This is a genomic window from Steroidobacter sp., from assembly GCF_016790065.1.
GTDB lineage: Bacteria > Pseudomonadota > Gammaproteobacteria > Steroidobacterales > Steroidobacteraceae > Steroidobacter.
The window spans coordinates 1-12,306 of the sequence record NZ_JAEUPY010000491.1 but is presented as its reverse complement, the minus strand read 5'-3'; the positions used below and the strand labels follow the sequence as shown (position 1 = coordinate 12,306).

Below are 12,306 nucleotides of genomic sequence, written 5' to 3'. Positions count from 1 at the left end.
TTTGCCGAAGTGCTGCCGGAATTGAGTGAGCGCCACGACGATGTGTTTCTTGGTCATGGCATGAGAGATGCCCAATCGTTCGGCAATCTGTTTCATCGAGAGTCCGTCGCGTCGGTGGAGCATGAACACCGCGCGCGCCGTAGGATTCAATTGATCGAGGGCCCGCTGCAACTCCTCGACGCACTGTTCGGCATCGACTTGCATTTCGGGGTCTTGGGCCGTACCCGGCTCGCCCAACGCCTCATCGATTTCCACCGACACCGGCGCACGCGCCTGACGCATGGAATGCTGAAGCGCCACGTGCTGGGCGACCGTAAAAAGATACGCCTCGGGCGAGCGAATCGCCTCGTGGTCGGACACCCGCAGCAGGTGCAGATACACGTCCTGCGCCACATCCGGCACGTCCGAGGCAGTCCTCAGGCGCCCGAGCAGGAAACGGCGCAGCCGCTGCCCATGGCTAGCGACCAGGCGGGTGATCAGTAACTGCTTTCCTTCCACAGTAAATAGAGAGTAGCGCCGAACCCGGTTTGATACCGAACCGGGCGAAATTTCTCGCCACCTCCCCTGGATAGCCCAGAAAAATCAATTGAATCAGCCAGTTACATAACACCACGCAGCATCGCTGCACGAGGTGCGACCGGCCAGCACCGTGGTACGAAATAATGTAATCTTCGTGCTACATATTTAGGTTATTTGTAGTCTGAAGGTGACAAATGCCCACCCCGCATCACCCACCTGCCGCGGTCCGCCGCGCCCTTCGCAAGCTCGGTTCGGACATTCAAGATGCCCGGCGGCGGCGGCGGCTGCCGATGGCGATCGTGGCCGAACGCGCCTTTACCTCCCGCTCGACGCTGCAAAGAATCGAGGCCGGCGACTCTGTGGTGAGCATCGGCATCTACGCCGGCGTGCTTCAGGCACTCGGCCTGCTCGATGGACTGAGCCACCTGGCCGACATCAGCAACGACCGCGTTGGACAAGCCCTCGCCAGCGCCGATCTGCCCAAGCGTGTCCACCTGAAGCGCCGCTCCACCGGAGCATCCCGCAATGGCTGACTTGGAAGTTCATATCGATCTGAACGGGCGCACGCGTGTCATCGGCCGCGCGCGGAGGAATCGCGCCCGTGGAACGGAAACTCTTCTTTTCGAATATGACGACACGTGGCTCGCCGCCCCAGATCGCTTTTCGCTCGAACCTGCGCTTGCACTGACCCGCGGCACATTCGCTCCTTCGGCCGGCCTCGCCACATTCGGTTCGATCGGCGATTCAGCGCCGGACACCTGGGGCCGCCGCCTGATGCAACGTGCTGAGCGCAGAGTCTCCGAACGCGACCGTCGTGCGGTTCGCACGCTCACGGAAAGCGATTACCTGCTAGGTGTGTGCGATGAAACGCGCCTCGGCGCGCTGCGCTTTCGTCGGGTGGGCGAACAAATATTCCAAGCGCCGCTGCGCACGGGTGTGCCGGCACTCATCGATCTTGGCCGACTGCTCCAGATCACCGAACGCATTCTGCGGGACGAAGACACCGAAGAAGATTTGCAACTCATCTTCGCACCGGGTTCGTCGCTCGGCGGCGCTCGACCGAAAGCCTCCGTCATCGACTCGCAGGGTCACCTCTCCATCGCCAAGTTCCCAAAAGAGACCGACGACTACAGCATGGAAACCTGGGAGGAAGTCGCACTTCGGCTGGCCGGCCAAGCAGGCATCGCCACCTCTCGACACGCGCTCATCGAAGTCGGCGGCAAAGCAGTCCTGCTGTCCCAACGCTTCGATCGCGATGGCGCAATTCGCATTCCATTTCTGTCCGCTATGGCGATGCTGGGCGCGCACGATGGCGAGCGTGGCAGTTATCCCGAGATCGTGGACGCGCTGGCACAGTTTGGCGCGCAGGCCAAGACAGATGCCCACGAGTTGTACCGACGTGTTGTCTTCAGTGTGCTGATCTCAAATGTCGATGACCACCTGCGCAATCACGGTTTCCTCTGGCTCGGCCACGCCGGCTGGTCATTGTCACCCGCTTACGACCTCAATCCGATGCCAACAGATTTGAAGGCACGGGTGCTGACCACCAATATCGACCTCGACGAAGGCACCTGCTCGCTCGACTTACTGGAGCAATCCTCGGCGTTTTTCGCACTCACGCTGGCGCAAGCCCGCGCAATCATCAAAGAGGTCGCGACCGTGACCGCGACTTGGCGTGATGTCGCCAGATCAGTCGGCGCCCGCTCGGCGGAGATCACCCGCATGGCCAGTGCGTTCGAGCATGAGGATCTGCGGCGGGGACTCGCTCTGTAGAGGAGCGCAAAGACTACGCTGCGTCGACGTAACGTGCGTGACTTCCCGTGGCGGGCCGATGTTCATTCCCTGTTGGGCAACACACTGGTGCAACTCAACCGTCTGGAAGAAGCACGCCGCGCCTACGAGCAGGTCCTGCAGATTCAGGTTGAAGACGACAATCCCTACATCGATCCGGTGGCCATCTACCGCCAGAACCTGCAACGGATCGCCGAGGCCAGTAAGCGCTGAGCCTCTGTCGGCTCGAGCAGGGTGCTGCGGATTGCGATCCCGCGGCACCCGCGCCTCGATGATTTAGAACGATTGCGACGCCTGCAGCCAGAAGCTGCGCAGTCGCGGATCGCCGAACGGGCTGTAGTAGCCCATCGTAGCGTAGTACGCATCGAACGGAGGCAGTGTGTTGAAGACGTTCTTCACCCCGAACTTCACACCGGTGTTGGTGGGAAAGTCATAGCCCACCGTCAGGTCGTGATACATCTGGCTGCTGACACGACTCGAGCCCTGCGCGTTGACATACAACTGGGTGCCGCCGATGTCGTATTGCCGATAGGAGCCGTAGTAGGTCGTATCCCAACTCGCCTTGAGCGCACCATAGCCCCAGTTCAAACCCACGTTGCCACGCCACTCCAGCGGACCGCCGAACGCGACTTGGTTCAGAATGTTCTGCATCGCTCCAGTGAGCGTGAGCTGACGATCGAAGCTGGTGATTCGCGTCGCGCCCGCAGAGAAGCCGAAGGTGCCGAGACGCTGCGTATCGAGTTGATAACTGAGCGTACCGCTCACGCCCGAGGTACGCGCTTCGGCAGCGGCGATGGTCGAAGTATCGATGCCGATGATCTGACCGACACCGTACGGATCATTCGCGGCCGTTGCGGCACGAGTGACGCGTCCCGGGAAGCGGTCTTCGAGATCGACGATCTGCTGGCTGGTCGGCGTCACCGCCACCTGGGTCAGCTTCAACCAATACCAATCGAGGCTGGCGCGAAAGCCCGGCAATGCGCTGGGTTCGATCACCAGCCCCACGCTCAAGTCATCCGACTCCTGCGGCTTTAGATTCGGATCGCCACCGACCTGGTAAGGAATACTGCTGGTCAACGCACTGCCACGTTTCGGATCGCTCACGGTCGCTGTGTTGCCGAACGCCGGATACGCCGGCACCAGACTCGAGTACGGCGGCGGCAGGAACGAGGTGCTATAGCTGGCGCGCAGCGTGGTGCTATCGATAGGCCGGTACAGCACCGCGAACATCGGTTTGGTCGCGGAGAACTTTGTTTCCGAGTACGTCTGCGGCACACCCGTCGATACCGTCGGGAAACTGGTGACATTCACCTGATGATCTTCGTAGCGCCCCGCCATCTGCAGCAGCAGTTCGCGAACGCCAGGAACATTTTGTCGAGGCGAGATCAACGGCACCGACGCTTCCACATAGAGGCTCTTGATGCGCTGAGACTCGGGCGGATCGGGCAAGAGCGAATTGAATTGGGAATAGGTCGGATAGTTCACGCGATACATTCCGGCCTCCAAGTTTTCTTGCCGATGCTCGGCGCCGATGGTCGCAGTCACCTCGCCCGCCGGCAGCGAGAACAGCGGACCTGCGACACGCACCGCGGCGTTCTTCATGGTGGCAGTCGAGTGTCGACCATACGTGCCCGCATAGGCATCGAGCGCCAATGGATTGGCGAGCGTATCGACGAACGGGTTCAACACGCCGTTCAGCAGATCGCTCTGGACGGTGCTCGGAAATATCCAGCCTTGATACGACAGCTGGTTGCGACTCCACACATAGTCGCCCTGCACTTGCCAGTTACCCGGCAGTCGACCGATGAAACCGACGGTGGCGCGTCGCGTGTCGTTCTGTGTATCGAACTCGCGATGAAACGTACTTGGAAAGGTCACCAACACGTCCTGATTGAATGGATTGGTCGGCGAACTCGCCGCCACCCGATAGATGCTGACCGGAATCGTGGGGTCGGAGGCCTTATTGCTGGTGTCGGAGAACTCGGCGAACAGTTCCAGCGAATCCGTCATCTGACGCCGCAGCGTCGCCAACACCGCCCGACTCTCGGGGCCCGTGCCCACTTGATTCAATCGGCCCGTGTAAGGTTGCGAGGTCGCCGGCGCCGTGAGGTTGTACGAGCCGGCATTAGCGAGCAGCCCCAACCCGAGCTGGGTGGCAGACGTCGCCGCCGACGTGCCGCTCGCGATATGCGTCATCGTCGAGCCCAGGTTGTAGCCGCCGTACGCATCCTTCAGCACCAGATTGCCGCCGGTCGCCGACGCAATGTTCGGTGTCGTGCCGAAATAGAACGGCGAGTTGCCTCGCACGATGTAACTCGGCGAATTGGTGTACGCCTTGTACAACCCTCGTTGCCAGATTTCCTGCCGATCGCCCACCAGCGGCATCTCGCTATCTGAATAGTGAGCTGCGACCAGCACGTTGGTCCGGCCCTCTTCCAACGAGAAGCCATACGCCGCATCGACCGCGCGAGTGCGCGCCACGCCGTCGAACGAATTTCCGTACGTGGTGCTGACGCTGCCGCCGTCATAGTTCTGCTTCAACACGATGTTGACGACACCACCGACGGCGGAACCACCGTAGATGCCGGTGGACGAGGATGGCAGCACCTCCATACGCTCGATCGCCGCCGGCGGGATGCTGTTGAGATCCGGCGGATAGTTCACGCTCAAGATCAAGCCCGCACCGGCCACTCGCCGGCCGTTGACCAGGATCAAGGTTTGACCCGAGCCCACGCCGCGCAGGTTCACGCTACCCAGCGTGCCGACGAAATTGGGCGAGCTCTGGCTGTTGGTCAGCGCCGTGGTGTTCATCGAGAGCGTTTTCTTGAGGAACTCCTCGACGCTGGTCGCCCCCGAGCGCTCGATGCGCTTGCTGTCCAGGATGAAGTACGCCTGCGGATCGTTCTGAGTACGCACCACGTCGACGTTGAGCAGCTTCGAGCCACTGACCACAATCTCTGGAATACCTCGGACCAGTCGCTCATCGGCCTCAGCCGAGTCCGGGGTCTGCGCACCGCTCGTGCTCTCGTGGCCCAAGGCCCGAATGACGACGGTGTTGTCGTTGACGATATCGAACGTCAATCCGGTGCCCGCCAGCAGGCGATCGAGCGCACTGCGCGCCGCCAGTTGACCGTTGACGCCTCCACACGCCTTGCCGGTCACGATTCTCGAATCGCTGGTGATCTGCACGCCGGTGAGCGCCGAATACTTGATCAGTGCCTCCTGCAGCTGCTGCGGTTCGATGTCGAAACTGAGTGTTTGCGACAAGTCCGCGCTGGCGATGCCCGGTTGTAGGGCAAGCACGGTCATCAGCAGGCCAGTAGCGGCGTGTCTGCGCATCGTAGTCAAGGTCTCCCCAATGACCCGTTGTGCCGGGTCTGCTTTGTTGGAGCTTCTAATACGCAGCGACTTGGAAAAATTGAAGTCAATCTGCTCGGGCTCGGACTCGGCCAAAAAAAACAGAAAAAAGATTGCAAAAAATGGCCCTTGCTTCGTATATGACCTATGCCAGCAGAACGTCCCCAGCACGGCCCCGCCATGCCGCCCGACGACGATGACGAAAATCGCGGCCGCGCCGCGCTGGTCGAGCGCCTGTTTCGCGAGCACAACGAGGCGCTGGTCCGCTTTCTATTGGTACGCCTGCGCTCCAGCCATGCGGCCCGCGAAGTGGCGCAGGAAGCTTATGTCAGGCTGCTCCGGCTCGACCGGCCGATCGGCACCGCCAGCCACCTTCAGTCCCTACTGTTCCGAACCGCTGCCAACCTGGCAACGGATCGGCAGCGGCGCGAGCGTAAGTATGTGTCGTCCGCGGACTGGCCGCTGTTCTTCGACAATCTACCGGATGTCCGCACGCCCGAGCGCCAGGCGTCCTCGGCGCAAACCGCACAGCGGCTGGAACGCCTGATCGCGGCCCTGCCGCCGAAGTGCCGGGAAGCTTTTTTACTGAATCGCGTGGACGGGTTGGATTTCGCCTCGATCGCTCAGCGCATGAGCCTGTCCGAGCGAATGGTTCGCGCTTATGTGTCACGCGCTCTGCTCCATTGCCGGACGCGTGTCGATGAATTCGAGGAGTCGAGGGATGACTGAGCAAGGACATTCACCACGCTGGTACGACAAAGCCGAGGACGATCCGATTCATATCCTGGCCTCGGACTGGTTCACTCGTTTACAGGATCCGGGCATCACTCTGGAAGAAACATTGGAGTGGCAGCACTGGATGAGCGCCGATGCCCGGCATGCCGAAGCCTTCGCTCGCATCGAAGCCATCTGGAACGATTCCTGGGAGACGCTCCGCCCGCGCCGTCATCGAGCCGTCAACTACCGCAGCTGGGCCATCGCCGCCTCGCTCGCGGCGGTTGCCGCCCTGTCGGCGCTGTTCGTCAGCCATGCGCCGTTGCCCTGGACCGGCGCAGCGTCCCAGACCATGGAAACGCTGATCGGCGAAAACCGTTCGGTGCGCCTGAGCGATGGCTCTCGCGTAACGCTGGGTGGAGGATCGCGCCTGACCGTTTCGATGGCGCCAAACTCACGCAACATCCGACTGCTGGAAGGCGAAGCTTTTTTTATCGTCGCCAAGGATCCGAGTCGGCCGTTCTCCGTCGATGCCGGGGCGGCCACGGTGCTGGCGGTCGGCACCGAGTTCAACGTGCGCCGGGGCACTGACCGGGTCGACGTCGCCGTCGTTGAAGGCCAGGTCATGGTGACGCCGGACACGCCCTCCAATCCTGTGGCATGGCTGCGCTCGACTTCGGAACAGCGCGCGCCCCTGCACTTGGCCGTGGGCCAGCGAACCACGGTCGATTCCACCGGTCAGCGATCCACTGGGGCCCTCGTCGATCCGAACTCGGTCACCGCGTGGCAATCGGGCCAACTGGTGTTTCGTCAGGAACCGCTGCGTGAAGTGGTGGCCAACGTGAACCGTTACGCGCTCAAGCCCATCGTGCTCGATGCCGACATCGGCGCATTGCCGTTCACCGGCACCGTGCTCAGTGGCAGCGCCGCCGGCTGGGTCGCGAGCCTGGAAGCTGCCTTCGGGCTCGAAGCCAAAGAAGAAGCTGAACGCATCGTTCTGCGACGTAAGCAGTGATACGGCGAGGGGTTCGTCGCCGGACGGTGGCCGCGCTCGCAGCGCTGCCGCTGTTTGCGTTTCACACCAACGCCGTCGCTGAAGTTGCTCACCGGCCTCAGCCACGCGAGGCGGTGCAAGCCATCCTCGATGCGTTTCAAACCCACGCCCTGGTGGCACTCGGGGAATATCACGGCAATCTGCAAACGCATGCGTTCAGGCTGTCGTTGTTGCGTCACCCCGCGTTCGCCGCCACCGTCGATACCATCGTGGTCGAGTTCGGCAATGCGCGGTACCAGGCCATCGTCGATAAATATGTGGCCGGTGAAGCGATCGAGCGTGATGCCCTCGCGAAAGTTTGGCAGGACACCGGCATTCCGCATGGCGTTTGGGATGTGCCCATGTACCAGGAAACGTATGAGGCCATTCGCTCCATCAACCGGGACCTGCCACCGCATCGAAAATTGCGCGTACTGCTCGGCGATCCACCCATGGATTGGAGCACGGTTCGGTCCCGCGATGACCTTGCGAAGTGGCGCGCGAGCCGCGACAGCTATGCGGCGAACTTGATTGCCAAGGAGGTGGTGAACCAAGGTCACAAGGCGCTGCTGCTCTACGGTTCATGGCACATCGATCGCGCGGCCTCCCGCTCCGACGATGTTCGAATGTTGACGCTGCTCGAAGCCAACAATCCGGCGCGAGTATTCTCCGTCGATCTGAGCACCAACGTCACAGATGATTTGCTGAGCGCCGAGCCGGCGGCGCGATCCTGGCCAGTGCCGAGTTTGATCTTCCTCGACGGCACACCGCTGGGCGCGTACGTCGCTGCCAGCGAACAAAACCGTCCGACGCCGCTGCCGTTAAAACAGCACTACGATGCGGTGATCTATCTGGGGCCGCAAGGCGAGATGACACAGTCGAAACTGTCCCTCGAGCTGATCACCGACCCCGCTTACCAGCAGATGCGGATGGTCCGAACGATACTGGCACTGCTGCCTCCCTGACTCACTCTGAGTTTATTCTGAGTTCACCCGCCGCACCTCCGCCCATTGCGCCAATGCCAGCGTTCTTGGTCCGAGGTCCACTGCCGCAACTGCGCCGTTGAGCACGTCGCCTCGCAGCTTCAGCTCGAAATAAAGAGCATAGGAGCGATGCCGGTTCGCGTCGGCAATGCCGAGGTCACCCTGCGCCTTGCCCACGAGCAAACCGTCCTTGAACGACACCTCGTTCAACAATACGGCGGGCTGTTGCGCCAGACGCAAATGAACATCTCCGTCCGGGCGAATCTCCAACTCCAGCGGCAGCTCGCCAGCATACGTTTGCAGCGTGCCGCGCCACTGACCTGACAATTCCGGTGTGGCAGTGAACGCAATTGGGGGCTGTGGCGCCGGTTTCGGTGGCGTATTCCATCGCGGCAACAGCTTCTTCATGATGGCTTCGCGGATCGGTTCCAGGGACGCGCGGCTATTACTCAACAGGACGAGCGCCACATCCTCGGTCGGCACGAAACTCAAACTCGCGGATACTCCAGGCATCGAGCCCGTATGCATGACCACGCGATAGCCATCGGCTCGTTCCTGCGTGCTCCAACCGACGCCATAGCCGTAGCCCGGCCCGAATTTGCTGGTGTTGGTCGTCGCTCGCTGCATTTCATCGATCGAGGCATCGCTGAGAATGGCTCGCTGATCGGCGAGATGGTCCTTCAGATGAAACATCGCGAACCGCGCCAGATCGTGCGCACTCGCATACACGGCCGACGCGCCGGGATGATCGAAGTCGTAATCGGGAAGCGGCGCCCCGCTCGTGTCGTAACGGATGGCTTGATACGACGCCAACCGTGGCTCGATGCCCACCGAGCTGTGCGTCATGCCTAGTTTGACAAAGACTTCCTGTCGCACGAAGTCTGCGTATGGCATGCCGGAGACGTGAGTGATCACGGCATCGAGCACACCGTAGCCCAGGTTGGAATAGTTATGGCGCTCGCCGGGCAGCATCAACAGCTGACCGTAACGCAGGATGGTTTCGTCCCGGGACGGCGCTCGCTCCGGTTCGTCTGCAAAGAAGAATTGCACGTGCATCGGCAGGCCGGAGGTGTGATTGGCCACTCGACGAACCGTGGCATCCCGAGCATCGCCGACGCGGGCCCGCAGTTTCGCAGCACCAAGATAGTCGTTGACGGGCCCCTCCAGATCGATCTTGCCCGCCTGCACCAGGGCCATCAGCGCAGTGGTAGTGATGGGTTTGGAGATCGATGCAATCGAGTACATCGTGTGCTGGGTCGCTCGCACCTGATGCTCGCGATCAGCCCAGCCGAAACCCTCTTCCCACACAATCTTGCCACGCCGGGTCACCGCCACGGCCAGCGAGGGGATGCCCTGCTCCACCCGCGCCTGCTCGATCTGCAGGCGTACTGCGTCGAATGAATCCGCCGACGCAGCACCCGCCAGCCAAGCGCCCAAGACAACAAGAATCGCTGCAATTTTTTTCATAGCACGCGTAAATACGCACGCCATGCCAAAAATTGAAATGAATTTGGTCGGCCCGAGCCTCCCGGGCCGACGCGACTCAGGTTTGTTACGAGCGCTTTGCCAGTTGCAACATCTCGCGGGCCTCATCGGGCGTGGCCACCGTGTGACCCAGATCTTCGATGATGCGCTTGGCCCGAGCCACCAGTTGGCCGTTGGTCGCGAACACCCCGCGGCTCAGATAGAGATTGTCCTCCAACCCCACGCGTGCATGGCCACCGAGCAGCACCGATTGCGCGACCATCGGCATCTGCATGCGTGCGATACCGAACGCTGCCCACATCGCGTTTGCCGGCAGTAAACGCTTCAAATACAAAATGGTCTCGACATCCGCCGGCAAGCCCCAGCGCGTGCCCAGCACCATCTGAAAGAATGGCGGCGGTGCAATCAACCCTTCGGCAATCATCTGATTGGCAAACAGCACGTCGCCAGGCGCGAACACTTCGAGCTCGGGCTTCACGCCCAGGTCACGAAAGGTCGTCGCCATCGCGCGCAACGTGCGCTGACTGTGCAAATAAACGTACTCGTGCTCGCCGTCCATCTGATTCTGTGTGGTCACGTCGAGCGAACACACCTCCGGCCGGTTCTCACGGATGTGACGCGTGCGATTCTCGACCGTCCCCACATCGGTGCCCGGCCCGGCGATGGCATCGTTCTCGGCCGACGGCACATACATCGCACCGCCGCCGCAGGTGAGATTGAGCACCACGCGCAGCCCGCGTGAACGCACGTTCTCCGTCAACTCGGCAAACAGCTTCGGATCGCGGCGACCCGCGCCCGTTTGCGGATCGCGAACGTGAAGGTGCACGGCGGTCGCGCCCGCCTCCTGCGCTTCGAAAGCTGCATCCGCGATCTGTTGCGGCGTGATGGGAAAGTTCGGGTGCTCCCGGTTGTACTGGTTCTCACCGGTAACGGCACACGTAAGAATGACTTTTCGACTCATATAAAACACTCAACCCCTGAAACACTCGACCCCTTAACTCGCTTCGCTTGCAGCCACCGCCCGCGCGGTTGGCATCACCCACCACCCGAGCAATCCCCAGCAGACGATCAGCACCCACTCGACCGGAACGGCGCGCCCCTGGATGAACGGCGTGACCAGCGCAATGAGCGACATCGCCGACGCGCCGACGATGCCGATGACCAGCGTCACGCGGCCACCGGGAAGGCGAAAGTGTTGCGCCCGCTGCCGATCGAGCGCCCGCAACTTCCACAGCGCGACACAGGCAAGAATGAAAGTGAACGCGAGACAAATGGAGGCCATGTTGACCAAGGGCAGTACCGCGCCTCGGCCCAGAAACAATCCGACCAGGCTGCACGCGCCGACAAACAACACTGCCGTCGCTGGCGTCGCGTAACGAGGATGGATCTGCGCCAGTTGCGCGGGCAGCAGCGATTGGCGGGCTTGTGCCATCAGTATTCGAGCTGCCATGAAGGCAATCGCGTTCCAGGTCTTCAGTAGTGAGAACGCCGCTGCGAGCAGCAGCACGTTGGTCAACAGTTTTCCCGGCGCCACGTCGGCAACCGCCGCAGCCGTCGCCAGCGGCGCGCCGGCGAGTGTCTTCCAGTGCGCCGACAGCGAGGAAAACATCACCACGATGCAATAGAACACTGCGCCCGCCACCACGCTGCCGATCATGACTCGCGCCACGGTGCGGGTGGAGGTGCCTTCGCTGCGCTCTTCGATGGCTTGCGGGATGGCCTGAAAGCCGTTTAGAAAGAAGGCCGTGTTGGCAAAGATCCATAACGCGCCCAGCCACCAGGCCTGGCCGTTGCCCGCCGCAAACAACGGCTGCAGATTATCGGCGCTACCGCTCAGCGCTCCGAACGACAGCACCAGCAGCGCCACGCTCGCAAAGCTGTAAGTCACGACGCTCTGGAACAGCACCGCCAGACGCACATCTCGATAGTTGAGAAACGTCACCAACGCCACGCCAGCTACGCCGATCAGTGCGGCATCCAGCGTCACCGTTTCACCGAGCAGTTCGTAGAGCGGCGCCTGCCGCAAGCCGGGCCACAATGTTTGTAACAGCCACGGCAGCACGATGGCCTCGAAGGCGGCAATGGCGATCAAGTAGAGCGTGACGAACCAGCCCACCAGAAAGCCGACCTTGGGACCGAACAACCGATAGGCAAAGACGAACTCGCCCCCCGCCTCCGGCATGCGAGCACACAGCTCCGCGTACACCGCAGCGATCAGACACATGAAGAGGCCGCCCGCCACGAACCCGACCACTGCGCCGCCCGGTCCGGCCGCCTGCAACCACTCTCCGAGTACCACCACCCACGCCGAGCCGATGATGGTGCCGAAGCCGAGTGCGAAGTATTGGAATCGCCCTATGGTTCGGCGCAGGCCGCCACCCGCCTCGGTGCTGACGACATTACGGGCCATACAACCACAGTTCC

11 protein-coding genes are annotated in these 12,306 nt (G+C 61.8%); 6 read left to right on the top strand and 5 right to left on the bottom strand.

What is annotated here, in order from left to right; all coding sequences use genetic code 11:
* Positions 1-498: RNA polymerase sigma factor (locus JNL55_RS20460; protein ID WP_293858054.1), on the bottom strand; the 498-nt coding region annotated here is incomplete at its 3' end.
* A 215-nt stretch (positions 499-713) separates the two neighbouring features.
* On the opposite strand from JNL55_RS20460, the gene JNL55_RS20455 reads away from it, so the two are divergent.
* The 3 genes from JNL55_RS20455 to JNL55_RS20445 are packed head-to-tail and all read left to right on the top strand — an operon-like array spanning position 714 to position 2,523.
* Positions 714-1,052, top strand: coding sequence for a helix-turn-helix domain-containing protein (locus JNL55_RS20455; RefSeq protein ID WP_293858051.1), 339 nt, complete (start codon positions 714-716; stop codon positions 1,050-1,052).
* Positions 1,045-2,292: a type II toxin-antitoxin system HipA family toxin gene (locus JNL55_RS20450; RefSeq protein ID WP_293858048.1), complete on the top strand. Its 1,248-nt coding sequence runs from the start codon at positions 1,045-1,047 to the stop codon at positions 2,290-2,292. The genes JNL55_RS20455 and JNL55_RS20450 overlap by 8 nt, the downstream gene beginning before the upstream one ends.
* 33 nt (positions 2,293-2,325) lie before the next feature.
* Positions 2,326-2,523, top strand: coding sequence for a tetratricopeptide repeat protein (locus tag JNL55_RS20445; RefSeq protein WP_293858045.1), 198 nt, complete (start codon positions 2,326-2,328; stop codon positions 2,521-2,523).
* A 63-nt stretch (positions 2,524-2,586) separates the two neighbouring features.
* Here JNL55_RS20445 and JNL55_RS20440 read toward each other — a convergent pair whose 3' ends face one another.
* On the bottom strand, positions 2,587-5,649 hold the full coding sequence (locus JNL55_RS20440) for a TonB-dependent receptor (RefSeq protein ID WP_293858042.1): 3,063 nt from the start codon (positions 5,647-5,649) through the stop codon (positions 2,587-2,589).
* Between the two features lie 165 nt (positions 5,650-5,814).
* Here JNL55_RS20440 and JNL55_RS20435 point away from each other — a divergent pair, with 165 nt between their 5' ends.
* The 3 genes from JNL55_RS20435 to JNL55_RS20425 are packed head-to-tail and all read left to right on the top strand — an operon-like array spanning position 5,815 to position 8,379.
* Complete coding sequence (locus JNL55_RS20435) at positions 5,815-6,396, top strand: RNA polymerase sigma factor (protein WP_293858039.1); 582 nt, start codon at positions 5,815-5,817, stop codon at positions 6,394-6,396.
* On the top strand, positions 6,389-7,396 hold the full coding sequence (locus JNL55_RS20430; protein WP_293858036.1) for a FecR family protein: 1,008 nt from the start codon (positions 6,389-6,391) through the stop codon (positions 7,394-7,396). The genes JNL55_RS20435 and JNL55_RS20430 overlap by 8 nt, the downstream gene beginning before the upstream one ends.
* A 26-nt stretch (positions 7,397-7,422) precedes the next feature.
* On the top strand, positions 7,423-8,379 hold the full coding sequence (locus JNL55_RS20425) for a ChaN family lipoprotein (protein ID WP_293858033.1): 957 nt from the start codon (positions 7,423-7,425) through the stop codon (positions 8,377-8,379).
* 12 nt (positions 8,380-8,391) lie between these two features.
* Here the strand turns inward: JNL55_RS20425 and JNL55_RS20420 are convergent, their stop codons facing one another.
* The 3 genes from JNL55_RS20420 to JNL55_RS20410 form a co-directional block, all read right to left on the bottom strand.
* Entirely contained in the window at positions 8,392-9,834 is a 1,443-nt protein-coding gene (locus JNL55_RS20420) for a serine hydrolase domain-containing protein (protein WP_293858030.1), read from the bottom strand.
* Positions 9,835-9,949: 115 nt separating this feature from the next.
* Positions 9,950-10,843, bottom strand: a complete 894-nt coding sequence (locus tag JNL55_RS20415) for a 3-keto-5-aminohexanoate cleavage protein (RefSeq protein ID WP_293858027.1) — start codon at positions 10,841-10,843, stop codon at positions 9,950-9,952.
* A gap of 33 nt (positions 10,844-10,876) precedes the next feature.
* The coding region (locus JNL55_RS20410; RefSeq protein WP_293858024.1) for an APC family permease at positions 10,877-12,306 on the bottom strand (1,430 nt) is incomplete at its 5' end.

Coding starts and splice junctions, on each gene's coding strand:
- JNL55_RS20435 (WP_293858039.1), top strand. CDS start 5,815: ATGCCAGCAGAACGTCCCCAGCACGGCCCCGCCATGCCGCCCGACGAC.
- JNL55_RS20440 (WP_293858042.1), bottom strand. CDS start 5,649: ATGCGCAGACACGCCGCTACTGGCCTGCTGATGACCGTGCTTGCCCTA.
- JNL55_RS20450 (WP_293858048.1), top strand. CDS start 1,045: ATGGCTGACTTGGAAGTTCATATCGATCTGAACGGGCGCACGCGTGTC.
- JNL55_RS20415 (WP_293858027.1), bottom strand. CDS start 10,843: ATGAGTCGAAAAGTCATTCTTACGTGTGCCGTTACCGGTGAGAACCAG.
- JNL55_RS20455 (WP_293858051.1), top strand. CDS start 714: ATGCCCACCCCGCATCACCCACCTGCCGCGGTCCGCCGCGCCCTTCGC.
- JNL55_RS20430 (WP_293858036.1), top strand. CDS start 6,389: ATGACTGAGCAAGGACATTCACCACGCTGGTACGACAAAGCCGAGGAC.